The sequence below is a fragment of the Dickeya parazeae Ech586 genome, from assembly GCF_000025065.1.
GTDB lineage: Bacteria > Pseudomonadota > Gammaproteobacteria > Enterobacterales > Enterobacteriaceae > Dickeya > Dickeya zeae.
This window is the reverse complement of the sequence record NC_013592.1, coordinates 2405618-2430342: the sequence shown is the minus strand read 5'-3', so window position 1 is coordinate 2430342 and position 24725 is coordinate 2405618. Positions and strand designations below refer to the sequence as shown.

Sequence of the window (24725 nt, the reverse complement as noted above, 5' to 3'; positions counted from 1 at the left end):
AATGGTCCATCGATAAATAAGCAGTATAGATAATGGTTGAGGTACCTGATAATTTGGCTCTTACGATTATCCATTGACTCAAAGCGCTCGATTAATCTTCTGATGCATGTCATTGCCTTGTTTACGGCCAGAAACCATGGTTTCTCAATGCTGTTCCTAAAGCTGCTACCGATACAAGGGCAATATTCGCTGCGTTAGGCTTTGTTCTTTACTCTGAAATCAGAATACCCCGTTACTAGTCGGTTTTTTGTGATCTCACTCGCTAAATCGCCATGCTGACACCATTCAGCATGGTGTTATTGATAATCGATACCATCTATATTCGGGATTTGTTAAAAATAAATGACCATTCTATGTGCTTTTCTGGATGAATTTGTATCGAAAATTGGCGTGGTGACAGAGAATAATCGTCAGATGAAAGAGTGGAGGCACGCTGTACTTTACATTACTGTAGACGATGTCACGGTGTGTGCCGTCGATCGCCAAAGACGCCTGGCGTTGACAATAATCTTCAGAGGTGAAAAGTGATTCAGCCTGTCCTGGATTTCTCTGGTTACATCAAGTTTTTTATTGGGCTGTTTGCGTTGATAAACCCGGTAGGCATTCTGCCTATCTTCATCAGTATGACCAACTATCAGGCAGGAGACGGGCGGGCGAGAACCAACCTGACTGCCAATGTCTCTGTGGTGATTATCCTTTGGGTCGCGCTATTTTTTGGTGACGCTATCTTGCGGCTGTTCGGCATCTCGATTGATTCATTCCGCATTGCCGGCGGTATTCTGATTACCACCATTGCGATGTCGATGATCAGCGGCAAACTGGGTGAGGACAAACAGAATAAACAGGAGAAGACAGAAACAGCCAATCGGGAAAGTATTGGGGTGGTGCCGCTGGCATTACCATTAATGGCAGGGCCGGGGGCCATTAGTTCCACTATTGTCTGGAGTTCCCGCTATCACGGCTGGCAGAATTTATTGGGGCTGTCGTTGGCGATTGCCGTTTTTTCATTTTGTTGCTGGTTATTGTTTCGCGCCGCACCGGCGTTAGTACGCTTGCTTGGGCAAACCGGCATCAACGTCGTGACGCGTATTATGGGGCTGTTGCTGATGTCGCTCGGCATTGAGTTTATCGTGACAGGCATCCGCGCGTTATTTCCTGGATTGTCCTAATAACAAGCGTGCCCAGGTTTCGGACACTATACGTGATGTCTGGGCCGCTGGTGAATCCGCCTGAGTGAGATAGCCTTTGCTCAATCTGGCTCTCGCAGCATTTCTATGTCGATGGCGTTAAAGAGCGGGACTGAAGATAAGTTAATGTGCTCTCGTGCCTATGACCTTACAAGGCTCAAAAATCCTCCATTGTGTACATTTCATTCCTCCGGCACGCCTTATTTTTATTAATATTTTTTTCTTATGTTATTTCCCGGTAATCATCAGCAGAAAAAGGCGTATTCCCTACTATTATTTATCACATGGGGTGGCATAACTTATTTTTATGCTACGTGAATGCCTTAGATAAGCTAATGCATATGACGTAAAACACAGCAGATGTTTTGTTGCAATGCACATGGGATTTCACTGTTAATTTATTCACATGTAGAGGATGTGGCGTTGGAAAGGCACTGATGATGTTGGGAGTGTTTTATCGTGCATTTTTTGTTCTAAACTATGGTTAATTCTTCCATACTTACCCGTTGTTGGACAATCTGCTGTCGGGTGCGCTTTTGCCAAGTTGACACAATGCACGGGTGCTTTTGTATCCATTTATACATACTGGTTTTTTTGTGACTTTCCGGGATTGAAAAGAAATTTAAGTAACAGCCTGCAAAATCTATTGGCGAAGACGGATTCTTCTGATACATTCGGCATCACGCTATTCTCCCAAGCCGTTACGGATAAGTTAATTTTATTAGAACGTTATCCCTGACGACTTTTTGTGGAATTGTGGGAGGGCGTACCATCAGGGAAGAGTGGAAATGGCTACAGACTGCCGATCCTGGGAAGGGACTGCGGCGGTTTTTGATTTGCTGATTATGTGCTGTTTTTATCTCTGTTGATTTTTCCAACACGTTGTTGCGGCACTATGAGTATCGGGTCGTGCGGCGTGGATAAAACAATTTTGATGTGATTAAGCGGCATGTCGCCAGAGTCGTTCCTCTGGCGACGGTATTGACTGTCCGCGTAATACGTAAAAAACGTTATATGCCTGATTGGGTGATAACAGTAGAACAGGAGCAAGGTAAATAATGGTAAACAACACTATTAAAAAAAGACTGGCAGTTAGCATTTTCGCTGCGATCACGGCCTCCGCTGGCGTTTCTGCCTGGGCTGTTACGGTGCCGGCTGGTGTGCAACTGGCTGAAAAGCAAGAGCTGGTGCGTAATAACGGTGCTGAAGTGGCTTCCCTCGATCCGCATAAAATGGAAGGCGTTCCGGAATCTAACGTCGCGCGCGATCTGCTGGAAGGGCTGCTGGTTACCTCTCCAGATGGCCACCCGGCACCAGGTGTTGCAGAAAGCTGGGATAACAAAGATTTCAAAGTATGGACCTTTCACTTGCGTAAAGACGCTAAATGGTCCAATGGTGAGCCGGTGACGGCGCAGGATTTCGTTTATAGCTGGCGTCGTGTTACCGATCCGAAAACAGCCTCTCCTTATGCCAGCTACCTGCAATTTGGTCATATCGTTAACATTGATGAGATTGTCGATGGTAAAAAATCCCCTGATACGTTGGGTGTGAAAGCCATCGACGATCATACGCTGGAAGTTACGCTGAGCGAGCCGGTTCCGTACTTCTATAAGCTGTTGGTTCACCCCTCCACCTTCCCGGTGAATCAGAAAGCCGTTGAGAAATACGGTGAAAAATGGACTCAGCCAGCTAACTGGGTCGGCAACGGCGCTTATACGCTGAAAGAATGGGTTGTGAACGAGAAAATCGTGCTGGAGCGTAATCCGAATTACTGGGATAACGCGCATACCATCATCAACAAAGTGACCTATCTGCCGATTTCTTCTGAAGTGACGGATGTTAACCGTTACCGCAGCGGTGAAATCGACATGACCTATAACAACCTGCCTATCGAGTTGTTCCAGAAGTTGAAGAAAGAGATCCCCAACGAAGTGAAGGCGGATCCGTATCTGTGTACCTATTACTACGAGATCAACAACCAGAAGGCGCCATTTAACGATGCGCGTGTACGCCAGGCACTGGTGCTGGGTCTGGATCAAGACATTCTGGTTAACAAGGTGAAAGCGCAGGGCGATACCCCAGCGTTCGGTTTCACCCCGCCGTACATCGATGGTCTGGATGGCAAACTGACTCCGCCTGAGTGGGTGAGCTGGTCACGTGAAAAACGTAACGCTGAAGCGAAGAAACTGTTGGCTGAAGCTGGCTTCACGCCGGAAAAACCGTTGACCTTTAACCTGCTGTACAACACCTCCGATCTGCATAAAAAACTGGCGATCGCCGCGTCCTCTATCTGGAAAAACAACATCGGGGTAGACGCAAAACTGGAAAATCAGGAGTGGAAAACGTTCCTGGATAGCCGTCATCAGGGCACATTCGATGTCGCTCGTGCTGGCTGGTGTGCGGATTACAACGAACCGACCACGTTCCTGAACACCATGATTTCCAACAGCAGCAGCAACACCGCACATTATAAGAGCGCGGATTTCGACAAGTTGATGGCAAAAGCATTGGCTGCCACCACTGAAGAAGAGCGCGCGAATGTTTACAAGCAGGCTGAGACGCTGCTGGAAAAAGACGCTGTCGTGGTTCCGGTGTATTACTATGCCAACACCCGTTTGGTTAAACCGTACGTGGGTGGCATTACAGGCAAAGATCCGCTGGATAACCTGAACGTTAAAAACCTTTATATTATCAAGCATTAATGATGACGGGGCTGTGTGCTTAGCACACGGCCCTTATTCGGTTTGATAAAGTTTGATAAATAGAAGCGAAAATTTCAGACCGGTTTTATAGGTAAGGTCAATGTTAAAATTTATTTTCCGTCGTTGCCTGGAAGCAATCCCGACGCTGTTCATCCTGATCACCATCTCGTTTTTCATGATGAGGCTGGCCCCGGGAAGTCCGTTCACGGGAGAGCGTAATCTTCCCCCTGAAGTGATGGCGAACATCGAAGCCAAATACCATCTGAATGATCCGATGATCAAACAGTATGGCAATTATCTGGTGCAGTTGTTGAAAGGTGACTTTGGTCCCTCTTTCAAATACAAAGATTATTCAGTCAACGATTTGGTTGCCCAGGCTTTCCCTGTGTCGGCCAAATTGGGGATTGCTGCATTTCTGTTGGCGGTAGTGCTGGGGGTGACCTCCGGTGTGATTGCCGCGTTGAATCAGAACAGTAAATGGGATTACACCGTCATGGGGTTCGCCATGACCGGGGTGGTGATCCCGAGTTTTGTTGTAGCACCACTGTTGGTGCTGATATTCGCGATAACCCTGCACTGGTTGCCGGGGGGCGGTTGGAATGGCGGTGCGCCAAAATACATCATTCTGCCGATGGTCGCGCTGTCGTTATCGTATATCGCCAGCATTGCGCGTATTACCCGTGGTTCCATGATTGAAGTGCTGCATTCAAACTTTATCCGTACTGCCCGCGCCAAAGGGTTGCCGTTGCGTCGGATCATTTTGCGCCATGCACTCAAGCCTGCGCTGTTGCCGGTGTTGTCCTACATGGGGCCTGCCTTCGTGGGGATTATCACTGGCTCTATGGTGATTGAAACCATCTTTGGTTTACCTGGTATTGGTCAGTTATTTGTTAACGGTGCGCTTAACCGTGACTATTCGCTGGTGCTGAGCCTGACTATTTTAGTGGGCGCGCTGACCATTCTGTTTAATGCGGTCATCGATGTGCTGTATGCGGTCATCGATCCGAAGATCCGTTACTAAGGTAAATCACTGATGTTTTGGAATAAACGTAACCGTGAAGCGCTGGATAACTTCAGCGAGAAACTGGAAGTGGAAGGGCGTAGCCTGTGGCAGGATGCGCGCCGTCGCTTCATGCACAACCGTGCCGCGCTGGCCAGTCTGTTTGTCCTGACGCTGATTACGCTGTTTGTTGTTATCGGCCCGATGGTGGCACCGTTCAATTATGCGGACACCGACTGGAATATGATGTCCAGTGCACCGGATATGGCGTCTAAACACTACTTTGGTACCGATTCTTCCGGTCGCGACCTGTTGGTGCGTGTGGCTATCGGCGGGCGTATTTCGCTGATGGTCGGTGTTGCTGCAGCACTGGTGGCGGTCATTGTCGGTACACTGTATGGTGCGGCGTCGGGGTATCTGGGTGGCAAAGTAGATTCAGTGATGATGCGTCTTTTGGAGATCCTCAACTCCTTTCCGTTCATGTTTTTCGTGATTTTGCTGGTCACTCTGTTCGGACAGAATATTCTGTTGATCTTTGTGGCTATCGGCATGGTCTCTTGGTTGGATATGGCGCGTATCGTCCGCGGCCAGACGCTGAGCCTGAAGCGCAAAGAGTTTATTGAAGCAGCACTGGTGTGTGGTGTTTCCTCCCGTAGCATCGTGTTGCGTCATGTGGTACCAAACGTGCTGGGTGTGGTGGTGGTGTACGCATCGCTGTTGGTGCCGAGCATGATCCTGTTTGAATCCTTCTTGAGTTTCCTTGGCCTGGGTACCCAGGAGCCGCTGAGTAGTTGGGGGGCATTATTAAACGATGGTGCTAACTCAATGGAAGTGGCGCCATGGTTGTTGCTTTATCCCGCCGGTTTCCTGGTGGTAACCCTGTTCTGTTTCAACTTTATCGGCGATGGCTTGCGTGACGCCCTCGACCCGAAAGACCGCTAAGGAGACGCTTCATATCATGATGAATACGTCAGAAACCCGCGACGCATTGCTTGATGTTAAAGACTTGCGCGTGACTTTCAGTACGCCTGATGGTGATGTCACGGCGGTAAACGATCTTAATTTTTCGCTCAGTGCCGGTGAAACGCTGGGGATTGTGGGCGAGTCCGGTTCTGGTAAATCCCAGACGGCGTTTGCGCTGATGGGGCTGCTGGCTGCCAATGGTCACATTGGTGGTTCGGCGCGTTTCAACGGACGCGAGATTCTCAATCTGCCGGAGCGTGAACTTAACCGCCTGCGAGCAGAAGAGATCGCCATGATTTTTCAGGACCCGATGACCTCACTGAACCCGTACATGCGTGTTGGCGATCAGTTGATGGAAGTGCTGATGCAGCACAAAAAATTGGGTAAGAGCGATGCGTTTGAAGAATCGGTACGCATGTTGGACGCGGTAAAAATGCCGGAAGCCAGAAAACGGATGCGCATGTATCCGCACGAGTTTTCGGGTGGGATGCGCCAGCGTGTGATGATTGCCATGGCGTTGTTGTGCCGTCCTAAATTATTGATTGCTGACGAACCGACTACCGCGCTTGATGTGACGGTGCAGGCGCAGATCATGACGCTGCTCAATGACCTGAAGCGTGAGTTCAATACCGCCATTATCATGATTACCCATGATCTGGGTGTGGTCGCCGGTATTTGCGACAAAGTCCTGGTCATGTACGCCGGACGTACCATGGAGTACGGCAGTGCGCGCGAGATTTTCTATGAACCGACCCATCCATACTCTTTGGGCCTGCTAAAAGCGATTCCTCGTCTTGATGAAGAGAATGCTGAGCTGGCCACTATTCCTGGGAATCCACCTAACCTGTTGCGCCTGCCGAAAGGGTGTCCTTTCCAGCCGCGTTGCCCGTATGCACAGGAACAATGCCAGCATGCACCTGAGTTGAAGCCGTTTGGTGAAGGTCGTCTGCGTGCCTGTTTCCGGAGTGTGGGGGAATTAGTATGAATGAGCTGGAAAACAAAAAAGTCTTACTTGAAGTGGATGAACTCAAGGTCCACTTCGATATCCGTGATGACAAACAATGGTTTTGGCAACCGGCTAAAAAGCTGAAGGCGGTAGATGGCGTTACCTTACGTCTGTATGAAGGGGAAACCCTGGGCGTGGTCGGGGAGTCGGGGTGCGGTAAATCCACACTGGCTCGCGCCATTATCGGCCTGGTAAAAGCCACCAGCGGGCGCATTAGCTGGTTGGGGAAAGATCTGCTGGGGATGCGTGATGCTGAATGGCGTGATGTACGTAGCGATATTCAGATGATTTTTCAGGATCCGCTGGCATCGCTTAACCCGCGTATGACCATTGGTGAAATTATTGCTGAGCCGTTGCGTACCTACCATCCGGATATGTCGCGTCAGGAAGTGAAAGACCGCGTCAAAACCATGATGATGAAGGTCGGCTTGTTGCCAAACCTGATTAACCGTTACCCGCATGAATTTTCTGGCGGTCAGTGTCAGCGTATCGGTATCGCCCGTGCACTGATTCTGGAGCCGAAGCTGATTATCTGTGACGAACCGGTTTCTGCATTGGACGTGTCGATTCAGGCTCAGGTGGTAAACCTGCTGCAACAGTTGCAGCGTGAGATGGGGCTGTCATTGATCTTTATCGCCCATGATTTGTCGGTGGTAAAACACATTTCTGACCGTGTGCTGGTGATGTATCTGGGACATGCGGTAGAACTGGGGACCTATGATGAGCTGTACCATAACCCACAGCATCCTTATACCCGCGCGCTGATGTCGGCGGTGCCGATTCCGGATCCAGACAAGGAACGCAACAAGCAGATTCAACTGCTGGAAGGTGATCTTCCTTCGCCGATTAACCCGCCATCAGGTTGCGTATTCTGTACCCGCTGCCCGGTTGTGGGGCCAGAGTGCACCAAAACCCGGCCGGTACTGGAAGGTAGCTTCAGACACGCCGTATCTTGCCTGAAGGTAGATCCATTACCGTGATACGCTGATACGTCTGGTATCCAGTATCACGTAAAAGAAACGCCCCTGACACGGGGCGTTTTGCGTTTAAGACAGGCGGTTGACCCGCCAGTCAGGTTATGTCCGAGAGTGTTACTCTTTCCACAGAATGTGGCACAGCTTGTGGTCTTTTTCCCGGCAGATGAGAATACGGGCAAAAATGTCCGTAATTTCCTCACCGTCCTGCTCGGCCAACCCAATCACCACTTCGGCGAAAAAATCCGGATTCAGGTCGAAATCCACATGCTCTTGCCAGTCTTCCGCCGGGTCAAACAGTTCCGCACCGCCGCGCTCTTCAAACTGCAGGTTGAACAGCAAAATATCTGCTGGATCCAGATTATCCGGTGCCAGTTCCAGAAAGATATCGTAAGCCTGTTCCAGCGCTTCATCTTCTGTCAGGCGGTTATTTAAATCCATACAACATTCCTGTTAAAACGTAATGGGGGTATTAGAGCATGAAGGGCGGTGTGATTACAGCAGTGGGCTGAAAAAGTAAAACAGTCGCTCGACAATCCGTTGCCAATAAGGGCGCGTTAACCACTCCTTGGTATTCAACAGTCGTGAACGGGACATGTAGTCCTCCTGCACACAGGCCAGATCGCTACCAAAACCGTCATCGTCAATCACCAGCGTGATTTCAAAGTTCAGCCAGAGGCTACGCATGTCCAGATTAACCGTACCCACCAGGCTAAGTTGCCCATCGACCAGCACGCTTTTGGTATGCAACAAACCGCCTTCGAACTGGTAGATCCTGACCCCCGCCGCCAGTAACTCGGTGAAAAAGGCTTTACAGGCCCAGCCTACCATCATGGAATCATTTTTGTACGGTACGATAATACTGACCTCTACGCCACGCTGGGCTGCGGTACAGATGGCGTGTTGCAGGTCATCACTCGGTACAAAATAAGGGGTGGTCATGATGAGCTGTTGCCGGGCAGAGTAAACCGCTGTCAGCAATGCCTGATGAATCATCTCCTCAGGGTAGCCGGGGCCAGAAGCGATAACCTGCACTGTATGGCCGCGCTCTTGCTCGAATGGCATGATATTGACATCCGGCGGCGGCGGTGGCAGGCGCTGACCGGTTTCCATTTCCCAATCGAGACTATAAATCACGCCCATGGTGGTGGTTACCGGGCCTTCGATACGCACCATCAGGTCCACCCACTGACCAACGCCGGAATCCTGCTTGAAATAACGCGGGTCCACCATATTCATGCTGCCGGTGTAGGCGATACGGTTGTCTATCAGGATGACCTTGCGGTGCTGACGTAAATCCATACGGCGCAGGAAGGCGCGTAACAGATTCACCTGTAACGCGTCCACCACGGTGATGCCAGCAGTACGCATCATCTCTGGGTAGGTACTGTGAAAGAACTGTACGCTGCCTGCCGAATCGAGCAGGATTCGACATTTGACCCCACGGCGTGATGCTAAGAGCAGGGCGTTCATCACGTGATCCACCAAACCGCCCGCCTGCCAGATATAGAACACCATCTCAATATTACTTTGTGCCAGTTCGATGTCGCGGATTAACGTTTTGATGGTGTCGTCAAAGGAGGTCAGCAATTGCAACTGATTACCCTTGATACCACCAATTCCCTGTCGGCGTTCACACAGTTGAAATAATGAGCGGGCGACCTCGCTATTCTCGGTGGCGAAAATGCGGCGGTATTCCTTCAAGTCACGTAGCCATTGGGCTGTCACCGGCCACATTTGTCGGGCACGTTCCGCACGGCGCTTCCCCAAATGTAGCTCACCGAACAACAGATAAGCGACGATACCGACCAGTGGCAGAATATAAATCACCAACAGCCAGGCCATCGCAGAAGGGACGGCCCGTCTTTTCATCAGAATGCGCAGCGTAATACTGGCAATAAGCAGCCAGTAACTGAAAACCAGTAATCCGCTAAGTACAGTATAAAATGCTGTCATAGTAACAATGCACGGTTCCCTGCTGCGAAATATTCACCAGCTCAAGTGTATGCATAGTTCCCCTGAGGGGAAAGTCCTTTACTCTGAATACTATAGCGTATGGCTGGCAAGCATGCGGATTCGGGAAAATCCTGCTTTCTCTCTTGGCGCGCGAAAACAGGGGGATATAATAGGCGGGCCCATCATGCTTATCATAAGAGTCGTGCCATGAAACGCAGCCGGAATGAAGTCAGCCGCTGGCGTATGCAACGTCAGGTGCAGCGCCGTCGGAGTCGCTGGCTTGAGGCCCAGTCGCGTAGTTACCGACATATCCATCACGTACGTTATCTGTGCCAGAAGCAACAGCGCCGTGCGTTATTGTATGCCGTAGCTTACGAGTGGTAGTCGCCGGGTAGTGAGTGTCAGGCCCAACAACCGTCAGGTTGTTGGGCTTTTTTATCCGATCAGAGTATCTATACCTACAGTGCCGGTGAATGCTGCGGCAGGGCGACGTAGCTTTTGGCGACCTGAATCGGTGTCGTGCGCTGGGCATTGGACTCGACCGGCGTGTCTTCTATCACGGGCAAATGGAACAGGGATACCGACAGGTTGAGCTGTTCTGCCTGTTCAAGAAGTTGAAGACAGGTTCGGGCCGAGGCTTCCACCTGCACGGCATTTTGTTTCACGGTGTCATTGAGTGAGCTGATCCGGTTGGTGACCTCATGAATGCTCTGATTCTGTTGTTGCGAAATATCAGTGATTTCATTGAGGAATGTGCTGGTGCCTTTGGCGGCCTGAATGATTTCCTGCAAGCTGTCATTGAGGCGAACAACCAGCTTAGCGCCCGTGGCAACACTGCTGTCTGATTCATGAATCAAGGCATTAATGTTCTGCGCCGACTGGCTGCTTTGCGAGGCAAGCGTACCGACTTCCCGTGCCACGACTGAAAACCCTTTGCCCATTTCTCCGGCCCGTGCCGCTTCAATCGCTGCATTCAGTGACAGGATATGCGTCTGGAAGGCGACGTTTTCTATCAGTGAGATCACTTCCGTCATTTCTTTACTGCGGCTGGAAATATTCTGCATCGCGTTTCTGACGTCGCTCATCATGCTTTCGCCCTGTTCGGCGATATGGCTGGTTTCTTCTGCATGATGGCTGGCCTTTTCCGTGTACTGAGCATTCTGTTCCAGATGTTGGCTAATCTGGATGATGTGCTCGGTGGTGACTTTCAGTTCTGCGGATTGCAGGTTGGCCTGTTCAGATAACTGGCGGTTGTCGCTGGTGACGTGGCTTACCTGCTGCATCATGGTTTCCATGCCCTGACGAACCTGGCTTATCAGCTCGACCAGACCGCTTTGCATCTGAACCACACTATTGTTCAATACGGCAATTTCACGGGTTGCACGTTTTTCTATGGCAATGTCGTGTGACAAATCACCGGATGCGATCAGTTTCAGGTGATCGGTGATGCGTTTAAGTGGATGAACGATCACCTTGTTGACACCAATCCAGACCAGCACCGAAATGACCAGCAGTAATCCCAGAATCACGATAAACAGGGTGTGTGCAGCATCGAGGTTATTCAACAATTGCTGAGCATGCTGTTTCTGGCGGGTATCGTTTTCCTGCAGGAAGCGGGAATACTTCTGGGTGAACTGCGTCTGGTAAGCCTGAATAGGCACGGCAAAGAAAATGTCGATTTCGTTCGTTTTTTTAATGCCTTGGGCAAGTTCAACTAACCCGTTATAAAGCTGCTGATAGCTATTTTTGAGGTCGGTGAAAGCGGCATCATTACGTGCGGAGCCAGAGAAACGTTCCAGTTTTTGGTAAGACTCTTGTGCGTTAGCTAATGAGGTTTCTGCTTCCGACATTAGGCTATTCCAACTGCCGACAGAGCCGGTTTCCTTATCAAACATCAGGTAGATGCCTGCGCGATTGAGCTTATCGCTGGCGTTCATCACCTCCATTCGTGCCTGGTCCATCAGTGCCTGCTGCTGGCGTAGTGCTTCGTTGGCGGCGCTATCCTGACGCACCTCGGTCATGGTTTTCGAGATCATGCCTACAGACAACAACTGTAATAAGGAAAAGAGTCCGATGATCAACAGTAAACCGGAAAGGAAACTCAGGCGGTACTGGCGTATTCTGCCCAGAAAACCGGAGCGTGACGGGGTGGATGTTGACATGACAATTTACTCGCTAAAGAAAACTGCCGCCAACATAACATCATTAAATGAATAAAATATTTCAGATATTTAGGGTGAAAATGGAGGTCGTATTTATTGAAAATTCCATAACCTCCGTCAAGTTTAGATTAAAAAACTTTTCTAAAGGGTTTAACGCTGACAGACTCGTAAACACCCGCAGCGACATAGGGATCGTCGTTAGCCCACTGACGAGCCTCTTCCAGCGATGGAAATTCGGCAATGACGGTGGAACCGGTAAATCCGGCGGTACCGGGATCTTCACTGTCAATGGCTGGTAGCGGGCCTGCCGTTAACAAACGCCCCTGATCGCGTAGTGTCTGCAATCGTTCAAGATGTGCCGGACGGGCGGCAAGACGCTTTTCCAGTGAGCCGGGGATATCGGTAGCATAAATCACATACAGCATGGTAAACCTCGGTGTGTCATATCGTTATGAGATGAACTGTCATCATACGCTATGATGCTAATGGAACAATCCCCGTTGTGGCCAACCTGGTCTGATTGGCAGAAACTGGATAAATCGTACCGTCGTTTATGACAGGAATTGAGGTGATGCTATTGAATATGATTGTCATTTGCATTTAAACTTGAGCGGTGAGAGGACATCATATAACTATGCCGCAGAAAACATTTTTCCTGACCCACCGATACTCATGGCCTGTACTGGTTTCCGTCGTATTCCATGGTTCACTGATAGCTGGGTTGTTGTTTGCTTCTTTTAATACATCAGTCACTCTGCCGACGGCGCCACAACCGATCCAGGTCATGATGGTTAACACCGCACCGCAGGAAGCCGCACCCGCACCGACCGCTGAGCCAGAGCCAACACAGGTACCCGAGCCGGAACCACAGGTTCAACCTGAGCCGCCGCCGTTGCCAAAACCGGTCCCCATTCCGTTACCGGAACCTAAACCTCAGCCGAAACCGAAACCTAAGCCGGAAACAAAGCCCAAACCGGTGAAAAAGCTGGAGCCGCAAAAGGACAAACCCCAGGAACGTGTGCCTGAGCCGAATGCCGCACCCGCATCCAGCCAGACCGTGAGCCATAATCCGGCACCGGTTAGTCAGGCACCGGTTGCCAGCGCCCAGCCGGCTGGTCCCAAACCGGTAAATCGGGCTCAGCCGGAATATCCTGCCCGTGCGTTAGCCCTGCATATTGAAGGCCGGGTTAAAGTACAGTTCGATGTGGATGAGTCGGGTCGTGTAGGTAATGTCCGGGTGTTGTCAGCTGAACCGCAAAACCTGTTCGAGCGAGATATCAGGCAGGCGATGCGTAAGTGGCGTTATGAAGAGAATCGACCAGGGAAAGACCTGGTGGTGACGATTATTTTCAAAGTCAATGGCGCTACGGCGATGGAATAAGCTGGGTCAGTGTCGCACCAATGAATAAGGCACCGCAAGTGGTGCCTTATTGTCATGCTTCCAGAATGGTTAAGGTGATTATTGTTCTGGTGCGAAGTTGCTTTTCCCTTGCGGCAACTCTCGTGGACGCCCCTCTTCATCGACAGCGACATAAGTAAACAGGGCTTCAGTCGCACGATAGCGTTGGCCAATGGGGTCTGTTGATACTTTTTTTACCCACACTTCCACATTGACTGTCATTGAACTACGTCCGGTACGAACGCAACGGGCGTAGCAACAAACCACATCACCAACGGCAACGGGCTTGAGAAAGGTCATGCCGTCAACACGAACGGTGACAACGCGGCCTTCTGCAATCTCTTTTGCCAGAATCGCGCCACCGATATCCATCTGTGACATTAGCCAGCCGCCAAAGATATCGCCATTGGCATTGGTATCCGCTGGCATGGCCAGGGTGCGCAGCACCAGCTCGCCGTGAGGTAATACATCTTGTTTGCTCATAGGATCAACGAATCCGCTTGTGAGTAGTCAATAATCAGTCTGTGGCGGTGGGTTATTTATCGCCTTCATTTTCCGTCTTCTCCGGTTCGCCCGGCAGGTGACGGTAAATGTAAACGCCGCACAGTAATGTAAATACCAGAGTCAGGCCGGTGAGGCCAAATACTTTAAAGTCGACCCAAACGCTTTGTGGCAACCAGAAGGCAATATAGATGTTCGCCAGTCCACACAGCAGGAAAAAGATAGCCCAGGCTATGTTCAGTTTTGCCCACACCATTTCCGGTAAGACCAGCTCTTTGCCGAGCATGCGCTGAATCAGCGGTTTTTTCATGACAAACTGGCTGAACAGCAACGCGGTAGCGAACAGTGTGTAAATGATGGTGACTTTCCATTTGATGAATTGATCGTTATGGAAGACCAGCGTCAGGGTGCCGAATACGGCCACCATCAGGAAGGTCAGCAGCATCATCTTTTCTATCTTGCGGTAAATGAGCCAGCTAAACAGTAATGCTGCTGCTGTTGCTGCGATCAATGCACCCGAAGCGACATAAATATCATACAGTTTATAACAAACAAAAAAGACAATAAGAGGAATAAAATCAATAAGTTGCTTCATTATGTTAATCCGTTACGTATCCGGTGTGTGGCCGCATATACCAAAAAAGGGTGAACTCTCTGCGAATTATTATCGCTGTTTGTGCGGCACGATTCCCGATTTATCGTAACAATTTGCAGAAAATTACGTTATCACCGCCATAACGGCGCGGTGAGAGGGAGCGGCGCTGGCGCCACCCCCATTCGATAGGTAGCACTAACCGCGTACCAGCATGTATAGACGAAACACATAGACCAGCAGCATGGCAGAGATAATGTTGCTGATAGTATTTAACATCACCGCCATCGCGGTTGGCGACACCATGGGCAAACGGGCGATCAGTAGCAGTAGTGCGACTTTGACCAGTAACCATAACATGACGGCTGGTGCGGTCTGGCGGAAATGGGCGAATGCCAGCTTGCTGCTGGCTCGCATGGCAGCAAATACGCCGCGCTTTTCCGTTACGGCAATCACCGGCGACAAACTAAAGGCGATGGATAATAAAATCCCCGGTACCACCACCAGTAGCATGCCTAACTGAATTAACAAGGTACAAACCAGGATCAGCAGAAGCAGGCGGGGTAACAGCGGAGCAGAAGCGGCAATGGCACGCAGAGCGCTGGTTTGGTGTCCCGCTGAGACCAGTTGAATCAGCACAAGGATACCGCCAGTTAACAGGGCATTCCCCACCAGCGTCGCAAAGGTACCTGCGGCGGACGCCTTCAGCAGGACGAGTTGTTGCTCGGGGGAGAGTTGCGCAATGATATCGCTGATGCCTGGCTGCTCAATGGCGGATAAATCTACGTTGCTGTTACTGAGCAGTTGTAGTTGCTCGCTATCGGGGGTAAAGACGTGCCCAAGGACGACGGTGATCAATGACGTCAGCAGCGACAGCATAAGAATGCTGAAAAACTGGTTACGTGTAAAATTCAAGGTGTCACGGTACAACCTGCTGGCCGTGATAGGCATGAAAACTCCTTGGCAAAAGTTAGCAATAGGCAATTAGCTGGCTATTGTAACCCGTTCAGGTGTTCCGTGGCACCCCGACATCACTTTCGTCTATCTACTTATTTTTGCTCTGATTTATGAGCACGGCTGCGGCAAGCGGGCAGGGATGAGCGGCGGTAAGCCATAGGCTGCGCGTGCCCGATCGCAGGCATCATTAGGCTGACCATTTTCACCCGATTGCGCAAATTCGTGGCATGGCGAAGGGCGCTGAGCATAAATGCGGCAACTGACCGACTCGCCGATGTTACCTTCCAGCGCGCAGCAACGAATCGGTTTGCTGTTTGTGCCTGCCATACAGCGCAGAAAAGGCGTGATAGGTTCAGTCAGCTCAACGGGTACGGTGCCGCCTCCGTCATTCGCTTCTGACCAGTAAAAAGACACCCGGAAATAACCGCAACATGCGCCGCATTCCATACAAGGGTTAGCGTGACTGTGATGACTCATCATTGATTATCCACCGGCCTCACTCGGCGTTGAATCTCAGCTCAAAAAATAACATTACGCCGGAATGTCAGGCTGTGCAGCTTCTTTTTCGTGCTTGCGGGGGATTTGCTTTTCCTGTGCTTTTTGATTTGGATCAATTCTATGTTTTTTAGTGACTTGGGATGATTTGATTGAGGTCGTTTTGCCATAAAAATCCTGTCAGGATGTGATCTGGCTTCAAACAAAACTACCCCTTAGTGGGTATAGTTCGCACGGATATTAACCATTACAAATGGAGTGGATAATGAAAAAGGTTGCTTTATTGATGGTAGCAGCGGCGATGGTACCTGCACTGGCGCAAGCCCATCAGGCAGGGGATATTATTGTTCGTGCCGGAACCGCAACGGTACGCCCGCATACCAGCTCTGATGATGTGCTGGGTTTGGGGTCGTTCAGTGTGAATAACAATACCCAACTGGGCCTCACTTTAGGCTACATGGCGACGGATAATATTGGTGTCGAACTGCTGGCTGCAACACCGTTTAAGCATCGGGTGGGGGTCGGTGGTGTGGGCCAGATTGCTGAAGTGAAACACTTACCGCCAACACTGATGGCACAGTACTACTTTGGGCAGAGTACAGACAGTTTGCGCCCTTATTTGGGTGTTGGTTTGAACTACACGACATTCTTTGATGAGAAATTTAACCAGACCGGTCAGGATGCCGGGTTAACCGATCTGCACCTGAAAAGTTCCTGGGGCGTTGCCGCACAGGCGGGTCTGGATTACAACCTGAATAAAAACTGGCTGTTGAATATGTCGGTATGGTGGATGGATATCGATACTACTGTAAAATTCAAGGCAGCAGGTCAGGATCAGAGCATCAAAACCCGTCTGGATCCTTGGGTGTTTATGTTTGGCTTCGGTTACAAGTTCTAATAAACGACGTAACCAGCAAAAAAGGCGGAACCGAGGTTCCGCCTTTTTTATAACCACGATAAGGGTTATCAGAAGTTGTATTGCACACCGACGCGATAACGAGTCTGACGTTCGTCAGTTGTTTTGCTGCCTTCAACGTTGGCGAGCTGAATGTACGGCGTCCAGTTTTTGTCGATTTTGTAGGCCAGCTTCACGTCGTGAGTGAAGTTGTCGCTGTCTTTATCAAAGCGGTAACCAGTTACACCTGCTTTGGTATTTTTGTTGTATTCCAGCTCGTATTCAACTGTGAAATTGTCCAGGAATTTATAGCCCAGTACGCTGGTAATCGTGTAGCCCTTCATTGTGGTGTCAGCACCTGATGTGGTGATTTTATCATCCATGCGCTGATAGAACGGGCGATAACGCAGCGTATAGTACAGGCTATCGGTAAAGTTTACCCCGCCTCTGATGTAAGGACGATAGGTGTTACCTGTACTGTCGGTAACCAGGTTGAAGCCAAACTCGGTATTAAACATTTTGTTGAATTTATACAGATAGCTGGCAGTGACTTCAGTACCATTACTTACTTGTTCGTTGTACGGTTTGTTTGGGGTAGTGTCAGTGCCGGATTGTTTCCACTTCACTTCAGAAGACAGACCAAATCCATTGTCAAAACGGTGCGAAATCAGCAGTCGATCTTTGTGATCGGCGTTTTTGGTATCTAACATCTCATGGCGATAATCAAACGTCACTGCCATTGAACTCATACTTACCAAAGATGCAACCATCACTGTCAGAATTTTAAATTTCATTGTTATAACCCTCTCAGAGATCATTTCTTATAAGTGGTGTGTCGCCGATGTGGCGCAGCACGATGCCGATTTTTATTTATCTCTGCTTACAAATGTGTGATCAGGAACATCAAATTGAAAAAAATGAAAAGCCATTTCATTGTGTGATGTTCGTCTATTTACATAGCAGGAAATCTATGCCTATAGAAATAAAACCATGTTTCAACAAAATGGAATTAAATTATTTCATTTATATTTTATTTGTTACATATAAACGTCTTTGTAAATTTTAATTTTGTTGACTTTTTCTATTGTAATTAATTTTTAACAATTTATTTTCTTCTTAATAAATTCATATTTGTGAGCATATTTATCATTTTGTGACGTTAATCCTGCTTGTGAGTGAGGGTGAATGTAGTGATAGGGGCGACATAACTAAACGACAAGATACCGGGCAAGGAAGGGGTCAGTGTCGCCGTGGATAAGATCTGGAGTGATTGACAAGAAAAACGCCATAGCCGGTCAACAGGCTATGGCGTTAAAACGAAGGGGGGGATAAATCAGTGAGTGCGGGTGGTTGCTTTCATCGTGCTGACGAATGCGCTCAGTTTTGCCAGCATCGTATCCGGTTGCTCATGATACCGCTCAATGATTTTGACAATCGCTGAACCTGAAATCGCCCCGGCTGCGCCAGATGTTAACGCCTGCTGCACCTGAGTCGGTTCAGAAATACCGAAACCGAGTAACGGCGGCGCCGCATGGTATTCCTGCAGTTTTTCCAGTAAATGATGTAACGGTAGCTGAGCACGTGTTTCTGCACCGGTTACCCCGGCCCGGGAGAGCAGGTAGGTGTAACCGCGACCAAAGGAAGCGATTTCACGCAGTAACTCGTCATCGGCATTCGGCGGACAGATAAAGATAGGGGCAATACCCTGTTTCATGGCCGCAGTACGAAATGGTGCTGACTCTTCCACCGGTACATCTGCAACCAGCACAGAGTCAACGCCGGTTTCTGCGCAACGCTGATAAAAGGCATCGACACCATTGCTGAAAACCAGGTTGGCATACATTAGCAACCCAATCGGCAGGTCAGGGTATTTCTGACGGATAGTGGCCAGCATTTCAAAACACTGCGCCGGGGTTACGCCTGCGGCGAAGGCACGCAGCGTGGCATTCTGAATGGTTGGGCCGTCTGCCAGCGGGTCGGAGAACGGGATACCCAACTCCAGTGCATCGGCTCCGGCGGCAACCAGCGTGTCGATAATCTGTAGCGACAAGGCTGGGGTGGGGTCACCCAGGGTGACAAACGGTACGAACGCCCCTTCCTGCTTTTCAGATAACCGTTTAAACAAAGCGTGGTAGCGTTCCATCAGATTTCTCCCCGGGATTTCAGAATGTCGTGAACCGTAAAAATGTCTTTATCGCCGCGCCCGGACAGATTCACCACCAGGATTTGTTCTTTTTCCGGCTCAGCGTTGATCATTTTCAGCGCATGTGCCAACGCATGGGATGACTCCAGCGCCGGGATGATACCCTCATGACGAGATAACTCGCGAAAGGCGCTCAGCGCTTCGTCGTCGGTTACCGACACATACTCAGCTCGCCCGATACTGTTTAGGTACGCATGCTGCGGACCGACTGAAGGGAAGTCCAGACCGGCTGAAATCGAGTATGACTCTTCAATCTGGCCGTCATCCGTCTGCATCATCGGTGATTTCATCCCGAAGTAAATACCGGTGCGACCATGCTTCAGTGGTGCGCCGTGGTGCCCGGTGTCGATCCCAAGGCCTGCCGGTTCTACACCGATCAGGCGCACAGAAGGCTCGTCGATGAAATCGGCGAACATACCAATCGCATTGGATCCACCGCCGACGCAGGCCAGCACTGCATCCGGCAGGCGACCTTCTCTTTCTTTCACTTGGGCTTTCGTTTCCTCTCCGATCATGCGCTGAAATTCCCGCACAATGGTGGGGTAAGGATGGGGGCCGGCGGCAGTACCCAGCAGATAATGCGCCGTTTCATAACTACCGGACCAGTCACGCAGCGCCTCGTTACACGCATCTTTCAGCGTGGCAGAACCACTGTGTACCGGGATGACTTCTGCGCCCATCAATCGCATACGAAACACATTCGGCGACTGACGTTCTACATCCTTGGCACCCATGTAGACGCGGCATTTCAATCCTAACAACGCACACGCCAGCGCGGTGGCGACGCCATGTTGGCCCGCACCGGTTTCGGCGATAATTTCTGTTTTGCCCATCCGTTTTGCCAGCAACGCCTGACCCAATACCTGATTGGTCTTGTGGGCACCGCCGTGCAACAGGTCTTCACGTTTCAGGTAGAGAGTGGTGCGGGTGCCTGCCGTCAGGTTTTTACAACGTGTCAGCGCGGTCGGGCGACCGGCATAATTCTTCAGTAGATCGCTGAATTCAGACTGAAACGCCGGATCACGCTGTGCGCTAACAAACGCCTCTTCCAACTGACGCAGGGCGGGCATCAGAATCTGTGGTACATACTGACCACCGAATTCGCCAAAATAAGGATTAAGTAATGTCATAATCAGCCTGTACCTTGTTTATGCATGAGAGGTGCGGCGGGATTGCGCCGCACGCAGCGTTTGAAATACCGCCGCAATTTTTTGTGAGTCTTTGATGCCGGGTTGCGATTCTACGCCGGAGTTAACATCCAGTCCTGCCGCGCCGAATTTGGCCGCCTGCGCGATGTTGTCCGGGTTGAGGCCACCGGCCAGCAATACCTGCTGTAACGATTGCCCTTGCAGCAACGACCAGTTGAACGATTGACCACTGCCGCCCTGACCGTTGTCGAGCAGTACCCGGTCAACCAGTGGTAATGCCAGTGGTGGCAGCGTATCGCCGACCGGTTGGGCTTTCCATATCTGGCAGGTTGCAGGCAGTTGTTCCCGCAGGGCAGCAACGGTGGCATCGTCTTCATGGCCATGTAATTGAACTGCTGCCAGTTGAAGCGATGATGCCGCTTCCACGATTTCAGCCAGTGGCGCGTCACGGAATACCCCGACATAGCGCAACGGGGCGCCAGCCATGACGGTACGTGCTTGTGACGTTGTCACGTGGCGAGGTGAGCTGGCAACAAAAATCAGCCCGCCATATACCGCACCGGCCTGGAACGCGGCGGCGGCATCTTCAGGTCGAGTCAGTCCACAGACCTTGTTTTCGCCCAAAATAACCCGACGCACCGCCATGGACAGGTCGTCTTCCTCCATCAGCGAACTGCCGATCAGAAAGCCGTTGGCATACTGACTTAATTCCTGAATATGGGCATAGCGGCTGATACCGGATTCGCTGATGACCGTGACGCTGGCGGGTAACTGTGGTGCCAGTGTGCGGGTACGGTTCAAATCGATGGAGAGGTCGCGCAAATCGCGGTTATTAATGCCGACAACGCGTGCCTCCAGAGCGATGGCACGCGCCAGTTCGGCTTCATTGCTCACTTCAGTCAGAATGCCCATATCCAGACTGTGTGCCACCTGTGCCAACTGGCGATACTGGTCATCATCCAACACTGAGAGCATCAGCAGGATGGCATCTGCCTGATAGTAACGGGCCAGGTAAATCTGATACGGGTCGATAATAAAATCTTTGCACAGAACCGGCTGGGCAACCGCAGCGCTCACCTGGGTCAGAAAGGCGAAGTCACCCTGAAAGTACTTCTCGTCGGTCAACACCGAAATGGCGGAGGCGTAATCCTGATAAACTCGCGCGATAGCAGCCGGGTCAAAGTCAGCCCGTATCAACCCCTTGGAGGGCGAGGCTTTTTTACATTCCAGAATAAATGCCGGACTGGCCTTTTTCAGCGACTGATAGAAATGGCGCGAACTGGGCGTGACCTGCGACTGAAAACTGTCGAGCGGCTGTTGTTGTTTCCGTTCGGCTACCCACAGTGCCTTGTCGCGTACGATTTTGGTTAATACGGTTTCCTGCATGTTCATCATCATCCTCTGGTTGCCAGTTCCAACACACGCTGGTAAGCCTGACCGCTATGAATCACGTCCAGTGCTTGCTGGGCATTCTGCCGCAGATCTTCCTGTCCGAACAGTTTTAACAAGAGCGCCACATTAGCCGCGACGGCGGCATCGTGCGCGGGTTGCCCTTTACCTTGGAGCAATCGGGCCAGAATATCACGGTTTTCTTCCGGTGAGCCGCCCAGCAAATCGTCCAGCGAGAAGGAGTCCAGCCCGAAATCATGCGGGGTTAACTGGTAGGTGGTTACCTGCCCGTCACGCAGTTCTGCCACGTGCGTTGGGGCGTGAATGGCGACTTCATCCATTCCGCCGCCGTGTACCACCGCGGCACGCTGATACCCCAGTACTTTCAGTGTTTCGGCAATCGGCGCGACCAGTTCCGGCCGGTAGACACCAATCAGCGCCAGCGGCGGACGGGCTGGGTTAATCAGCGGTCCTAACACGTTGAACAGAGTGCGGGTTTTCAACTGCTGGCGCACTGGCATCGCGTGACGAAACCCCGTGTGGTATTGCGGCGCAAACAGAAAACATACGCCCAGATCGTCCAGTGCCTGACGGGATAACTCCGCTGACATGTCGAGTTTGATGCCGAAGGCCGACAATAAATCAGACGATCCTGAACGGCTGGAAACGCTACGGTTGCCGTGTTTGGCGACTTTTACGCCACAGGCGGCCGCGACAAAAGCACTGGCGGTAGAAATATTGATGCTGTTGGAGCCATCGCCGCCGGTGCCGACAATATCAGCAAACAGGTAGTCCGGACGCGGGAACGGTTTGGCATCCGCCAGCAGTGCCGTCGCGGCACCCGCGATTTCATCCGGGTGTTCACCGCGCACTTTCATGCTGATGAGTGCCGCCGCCAACTGTGTCGGCTCCAGTTCACCCTGAATGATAGCGGCAAACAGTTGCTGACTTTCCGCCTGACTCAGAATGTCGGCACGGTACAATTTCTCAAGAATCTGTTGCATTCGTGTGTCTCCTTCCATTCAAGCCAAAGCCCAGTCCAGCGTCTGATTCAGCAAACGCGCACCATGAGTCGTCAGTATCGATTCCGGGTGGAACTGGAAACCGCAGACACGGTGTTCATCGTGGCGCACTGCCATCACCATGCCGTTAAAACTGGCGTTAATCACCAGTTCAGCCGGGATATTGCTTCCCACCAGCGAGTGATAGCGCGCTACCGGCAACGGGCTGGGTAATCCGATGAACATGGCCTGACCATCGTGTTCAACGCTGGAGGCTTTGCCATGCAGGATTTCACCGGCCTGACCGACATGACCGCCGTAGGCTTCGACGATGGCCTGATGTCCCAGACAAATCCCGATGATCGGCAGTTGGCCGCGCAAGTGTTGCAGCAGTACCGGCATGCACCCGGCCTCAGAGGGGGTACCGGGTCCAGGAGAGAGCATCAACACCGGCTTTTCCATCTGCTGCAGGCGTTCGATGATCACATCCGCAGGCAATTGGTTGCGGTATACCACGACGTTGTGGCCGCTGGCACGCAGTTGGTCGACCAGGTTATAGGTAAAAGAATCAATGTTATCGAGTAGCAGAATATCGGCCATCAGAACACCTCCCGGGCATGATGCGCGCTGGCAATCGCGCGCAGAACCGCGCGGGCTTTGTTACGGGTTTCGTCGGCTTCAGCTTGTGGCTGGGAATCTAACACGACGCCAGCGCCAGCCTGCACGGTAGCGATGCCATCTTCCACATAGGCGGAACGGATGACGATGCAGGTGTCGAGGTCGCCACGTGCGGTGAAGTAACCTACCGCACCGCCGTAGCTGCCGCGGCGTGTTTTCTCACTTTCTGCGATCAACTGCATCGCCCGGACTTTAGGCGCGCCGCTGAGCGTCCCCATGTTCATACAAGCGCGGTAGGCGTGCAAAACATCCAGATCGTGACGCAGCGTGCCAACCACCCGAGAGACCAGATGCATGACGAATGAGTAACGGTCTACTTTGGTCAGGTCAGCCACGTAGCGGCTGCCGGGTTCGCAGATCCGCGCCAAATCGTTGCGGGCCAGGTCCACCAGCATCAGGTGCTCGGCCAGTTCTTTATGGTCGGTGCGCATTTCCAGTTCGATACGGCTGTCCAGATCCCGGTCCAGTGAGCCGTCGGCGCGACGTCCACGAGGGCGAGTGCCAGCGATAGGGTAGATTTCTATCTGGCGGCTGATGGCATCGTATTTGAGCGAGCTTTCCGGCGATGCACCGAACAGGGTGAAATCCTGATCTTGCATGTAAAACATGTAAGGGCTCGGATTGTTGTCTTTCAGCGTCTGGTAGGCGGCCAACGGAGACGGGCACGGCAGCGAGAAGCGACGGGACGGGACGACCTGGAAGATCTCACCGATGCGAATTGCCTGCTGCATTTGGCTGACGACGGCACCATAGTCTTCATCGCTCTGATTGCAGCTCAGTGTCATGGTGTCTACCGTCTGGTACGGCAATGCTGGAGCAGGCTGACGTAACTGGTGTTGTAACTGCTCCAGACGCTGTTGCAGACGCAGACGCTCAGTGGCGTCAGGTGTAAACAGGCTGGCTTGCAAATGGGTGACCCGTTTTTGGTGATCCACAATCAGCAGTGTTTCAGCCAGGTAAAAACAGTAATCCGGGCAGCGCTGCTGCTGGCTGAGTGGCGGCAGGCTCTCAAAACCAGCCACCAGGTCGTAGGCGAACAGGCCACCGAAGAACATCGCTTCGCGTTCGTCCGGCGGGCAGATCACCAGTGTCAACATCTGGCGCAGCGCATCAAATACTGAAAGCGAGCGCAGGCGAGCGTCTTCATCTAACAAACCATTGATACCAGGAAAGGTCAGTTCGCGGCCGTTTGGACGCACATCGACCGTGACATCGCTCGGTAATGCCTTGTCCAGCAACGGTAACAGCGAGGCACCGTTAGCTGTTAATGCCTGAATGGATACCTGCGAGCCGAGGGCGGTAATGCGCAATGCGCTGTCGACAATCAGCAAGCTCTGCAGATTCTGCTTGCTATCGATCTCGGCAGACTCCAGCAACAGCGTTGCCGGACGCGCGCCGCATAATTGGTGGAACGTGGCGCTGGGGTCGTTACGGTATTCGGCGTCGACGCGCAACAGCTCTAGCTCAGGTTGTGGTGTGTGCATGATGTTTACTCGTATTTTGTCCATAAAAAAACC

At 51.3% G+C, this 24725-nt stretch carries 22 protein-coding genes, 1 pseudogene and 1 other annotated feature (1 of these 24 cut by a window edge); of the genes and pseudogenes, 9 read left to right on the top strand and 14 right to left on the bottom strand.

From position 1 onward, the window contains the following. The first annotated feature begins 524 nt into the window (after positions 1–524). The 6 genes from DD586_RS10590 to oppF all read left to right on the top strand — a co-directional run bounded on the left by DD586_RS10590 (position 525) and on the right by oppF (position 7838). Positions 525–1169 carry a YchE family NAAT transporter gene (locus DD586_RS10590; protein ID WP_012884814.1) on the top strand — a complete coding sequence of 215 codons (645 nt, stop codon included), beginning with the start codon at positions 525–527 and terminating at the stop codon, positions 1167–1169. Between the two features lie 1076 nt (positions 1170–2245). After that, complete coding sequence (gene oppA / locus DD586_RS10585; protein WP_012884813.1) at positions 2246–3889, top strand: oligopeptide ABC transporter substrate-binding protein OppA; 1644 nt, start codon at positions 2246–2248, stop codon at positions 3887–3889. A gap of 100 nt (positions 3890–3989) precedes the next feature. Next, entirely contained in the window at positions 3990–4910 is a 921-nt protein-coding gene (oppB, locus tag DD586_RS10580) for an oligopeptide ABC transporter permease OppB (RefSeq protein WP_012884812.1), read from the top strand. Positions 4911–4922: 12 nt separating this feature from the next. After that, on the top strand, positions 4923–5831 hold the full coding sequence (gene oppC, locus DD586_RS10575; protein WP_012884811.1) for an oligopeptide ABC transporter permease OppC: 909 nt from the start codon (positions 4923–4925) through the stop codon (positions 5829–5831). Positions 5832–5847: 16 nt separating this feature from the next. Further along, positions 5848–6837 carry an ABC transporter ATP-binding protein gene (gene oppD, locus DD586_RS10570; RefSeq protein ID WP_012884810.1) on the top strand — a complete coding sequence of 330 codons (990 nt, stop codon included), beginning with the start codon at positions 5848–5850 and terminating at the stop codon, positions 6835–6837. Then, positions 6834–7838 (top strand): murein tripeptide/oligopeptide ABC transporter ATP binding protein OppF, encoded by a 1005-nt coding sequence (gene oppF, locus DD586_RS10565; RefSeq protein WP_012884809.1) that lies wholly within the window; start codon positions 6834–6836, stop codon positions 7836–7838. The genes oppD and oppF overlap by 4 nt, the downstream gene beginning before the upstream one ends. 111 nt (positions 7839–7949) lie before the next feature. Here oppF and DD586_RS10560 read toward each other — a convergent pair whose 3' ends face one another. Next, positions 7950–8273, bottom strand: coding sequence for an HI1450 family dsDNA-mimic protein (locus DD586_RS10560; RefSeq protein WP_012884808.1), 324 nt, complete (start codon positions 8271–8273; stop codon positions 7950–7952). Positions 8274–8327: 54 nt separating this feature from the next. Beyond that, positions 8328–9788, bottom strand: a complete 1461-nt coding sequence (gene cls, locus DD586_RS10555) for a cardiolipin synthase (protein WP_012884807.1) — start codon at positions 9786–9788, stop codon at positions 8328–8330. 207 nt (positions 9789–9995) lie between these two features. On the opposite strand from cls, the gene DD586_RS21845 reads away from it, so the two are divergent. Next, a complete protein-coding gene (locus DD586_RS21845) occupies positions 9996–10172 on the top strand; it encodes a YciY family protein (RefSeq protein ID WP_012884806.1) in 177 nt (58 codons plus the stop codon). A 74-nt stretch (positions 10173–10246) separates the two neighbouring features. Here DD586_RS21845 and DD586_RS10550 read toward each other — a convergent pair whose 3' ends face one another. Beyond that, complete coding sequence (locus DD586_RS10550) at positions 10247–11950, bottom strand: methyl-accepting chemotaxis protein (protein WP_012884805.1); 1704 nt, start codon at positions 11948–11950, stop codon at positions 10247–10249. A gap of 128 nt (positions 11951–12078) precedes the next feature. Continuing rightward, positions 12079–12375 (bottom strand): YciI family protein, encoded by a 297-nt coding sequence (locus tag DD586_RS10545; protein ID WP_012884804.1) that lies wholly within the window; start codon positions 12373–12375, stop codon positions 12079–12081. Between the two features lie 209 nt (positions 12376–12584). Here DD586_RS10545 and tonB point away from each other — a divergent pair, with 209 nt between their 5' ends. Next, positions 12585–13331 (top strand): TonB system transport protein TonB, encoded by a 747-nt coding sequence (gene tonB, locus DD586_RS10540; protein WP_012884803.1) that lies wholly within the window; start codon positions 12585–12587, stop codon positions 13329–13331. 78 nt (positions 13332–13409) lie between these two features. On the opposite strand, the gene yciA is transcribed toward tonB, so the two are convergent. The 4 genes from yciA to DD586_RS10520 all read right to left on the bottom strand — a co-directional run bounded on the left by yciA (position 13410) and on the right by DD586_RS10520 (position 15876). Then, the gene (gene yciA, locus DD586_RS10535) at positions 13410–13832 is read right to left on the bottom strand and encodes an acyl-CoA thioester hydrolase YciA (protein ID WP_012884802.1); all 423 of its coding nucleotides are present in this window, start codon (positions 13830–13832) and stop codon (positions 13410–13412) included. Between the two features lie 52 nt (positions 13833–13884). Beyond that, entirely contained in the window at positions 13885–14445 is a 561-nt protein-coding gene (locus DD586_RS10530) for a septation protein A (RefSeq protein WP_012884801.1), read from the bottom strand. 195 nt (positions 14446–14640) lie between these two features. Continuing rightward, a complete protein-coding gene (locus DD586_RS10525) occupies positions 14641–15393 on the bottom strand; it encodes a YciC family protein (protein ID WP_012884800.1) in 753 nt (250 codons plus the stop codon). Positions 15394–15507: 114 nt separating this feature from the next. Continuing rightward, positions 15508–15876: a YkgJ family cysteine cluster protein gene (locus DD586_RS10520; protein ID WP_095522555.1), complete on the bottom strand. Its 369-nt coding sequence runs from the start codon at positions 15874–15876 to the stop codon at positions 15508–15510. 283 nt (positions 15877–16159) lie between these two features. Here DD586_RS10520 and ompW point away from each other — a divergent pair, with 283 nt between their 5' ends. After that, positions 16160–16792 (top strand): outer membrane protein OmpW, encoded by a 633-nt coding sequence (gene ompW / locus DD586_RS10515; RefSeq protein ID WP_012884797.1) that lies wholly within the window; start codon positions 16160–16162, stop codon positions 16790–16792. 68 nt (positions 16793–16860) lie between these two features. On the opposite strand, the gene DD586_RS10510 is transcribed toward ompW, so the two are convergent. The 6 genes and pseudogenes from DD586_RS10510 to DD586_RS10480 form a co-directional block, all read right to left on the bottom strand. Next, a complete protein-coding gene (locus tag DD586_RS10510; RefSeq protein WP_012884796.1) occupies positions 16861–17583 on the bottom strand; it encodes an oligogalacturonate-specific porin KdgM family protein in 723 nt (240 codons plus the stop codon). Between the two features lie 539 nt (positions 17584–18122). After that, positions 18123–18932: a tryptophan synthase subunit alpha gene (gene trpA, locus DD586_RS10505; RefSeq protein ID WP_012884795.1), complete on the bottom strand. Its 810-nt coding sequence runs from the start codon at positions 18930–18932 to the stop codon at positions 18123–18125. Then, positions 18932–20125 carry a tryptophan synthase subunit beta gene (gene trpB, locus DD586_RS10500; protein WP_208855568.1) on the bottom strand — a complete coding sequence of 398 codons (1194 nt, stop codon included), beginning with the start codon at positions 20123–20125 and terminating at the stop codon, positions 18932–18934. Before trpB ends, trpA begins: the two co-directional genes overlap by 1 nt. Before the next feature lie 15 nt (positions 20126–20140). After that, positions 20141–21526: a bifunctional indole-3-glycerol-phosphate synthase TrpC/phosphoribosylanthranilate isomerase TrpF gene (gene trpCF / locus DD586_RS10495; protein ID WP_041164935.1), complete on the bottom strand. Its 1386-nt coding sequence runs from the start codon at positions 21524–21526 to the stop codon at positions 20141–20143. 8 nt (positions 21527–21534) lie between these two features. Then, positions 21535–23130 (bottom strand): annotated as a pseudogene (gene trpD, locus DD586_RS22270) (bifunctional anthranilate synthase glutamate amidotransferase component TrpG/anthranilate phosphoribosyltransferase TrpD). Further along, positions 23130–24692, bottom strand: a complete 1563-nt coding sequence (locus DD586_RS10480) for an anthranilate synthase component 1 (RefSeq protein ID WP_012884790.1) — start codon at positions 24690–24692, stop codon at positions 23130–23132. The pseudogene trpD and the gene DD586_RS10480 overlap by 1 nt, the downstream one beginning before the upstream one ends. A 22-nt stretch (positions 24693–24714) precedes the next feature. Next, positions 24715–24725: a sequence feature (Trp leader region), on the bottom strand (it continues 89 nt past the right edge of the window).

Coding starts and splice junctions, on each gene's coding strand:
- oppA (WP_012884813.1), top strand. CDS start 2,246: ATGGTAAACAACACTATTAAAAAAAGACTGGCAGTTAGCATTTTCGCT.
- oppB (WP_012884812.1), top strand. CDS start 3,990: ATGTTAAAATTTATTTTCCGTCGTTGCCTGGAAGCAATCCCGACGCTG.
- oppC (WP_012884811.1), top strand. CDS start 4,923: ATGTTTTGGAATAAACGTAACCGTGAAGCGCTGGATAACTTCAGCGAG.
- oppD (WP_012884810.1), top strand. CDS start 5,848: ATGATGAATACGTCAGAAACCCGCGACGCATTGCTTGATGTTAAAGAC.
- oppF (WP_012884809.1), top strand. CDS start 6,834: ATGAATGAGCTGGAAAACAAAAAAGTCTTACTTGAAGTGGATGAACTC.
- DD586_RS10560 (WP_012884808.1), bottom strand. CDS start 8,273: ATGGATTTAAATAACCGCCTGACAGAAGATGAAGCGCTGGAACAGGCT.
- cls (WP_012884807.1), bottom strand. CDS start 9,788: ATGACAGCATTTTATACTGTACTTAGCGGATTACTGGTTTTCAGTTAC.
- DD586_RS21845 (WP_012884806.1), top strand. CDS start 9,996: ATGAAACGCAGCCGGAATGAAGTCAGCCGCTGGCGTATGCAACGTCAG.
- DD586_RS10550 (WP_012884805.1), bottom strand. CDS start 11,950: ATGTCAACATCCACCCCGTCACGCTCCGGTTTTCTGGGCAGAATACGC.
- DD586_RS10545 (WP_012884804.1), bottom strand. CDS start 12,375: ATGCTGTATGTGATTTATGCTACCGATATCCCCGGCTCACTGGAAAAG.
- tonB (WP_012884803.1), top strand. CDS start 12,585: ATGCCGCAGAAAACATTTTTCCTGACCCACCGATACTCATGGCCTGTA.
- yciA (WP_012884802.1), bottom strand. CDS start 13,832: ATGAGCAAACAAGATGTATTACCTCACGGCGAGCTGGTGCTGCGCACC.
- DD586_RS10530 (WP_012884801.1), bottom strand. CDS start 14,445: ATGAAGCAACTTATTGATTTTATTCCTCTTATTGTCTTTTTTGTTTGT.
- DD586_RS10525 (WP_012884800.1), bottom strand. CDS start 15,393: ATGCCTATCACGGCCAGCAGGTTGTACCGTGACACCTTGAATTTTACA.
- DD586_RS10520 (WP_095522555.1), bottom strand. CDS start 15,876: ATGAGTCATCACAGTCACGCTAACCCTTGTATGGAATGCGGCGCATGT.
- ompW (WP_012884797.1), top strand. CDS start 16,160: ATGAAAAAGGTTGCTTTATTGATGGTAGCAGCGGCGATGGTACCTGCA.
- DD586_RS10510 (WP_012884796.1), bottom strand. CDS start 17,583: ATGAAATTTAAAATTCTGACAGTGATGGTTGCATCTTTGGTAAGTATG.
- trpA (WP_012884795.1), bottom strand. CDS start 18,932: ATGGAACGCTACCACGCTTTGTTTAAACGGTTATCTGAAAAGCAGGAA.
- trpCF (WP_041164935.1), bottom strand. CDS start 21,526: ATGCAGGAAACCGTATTAACCAAAATCGTACGCGACAAGGCACTGTGG.
- DD586_RS10480 (WP_012884790.1), bottom strand. CDS start 24,692: ATGCACACACCACAACCTGAGCTAGAGCTGTTGCGCGTCGACGCCGAA.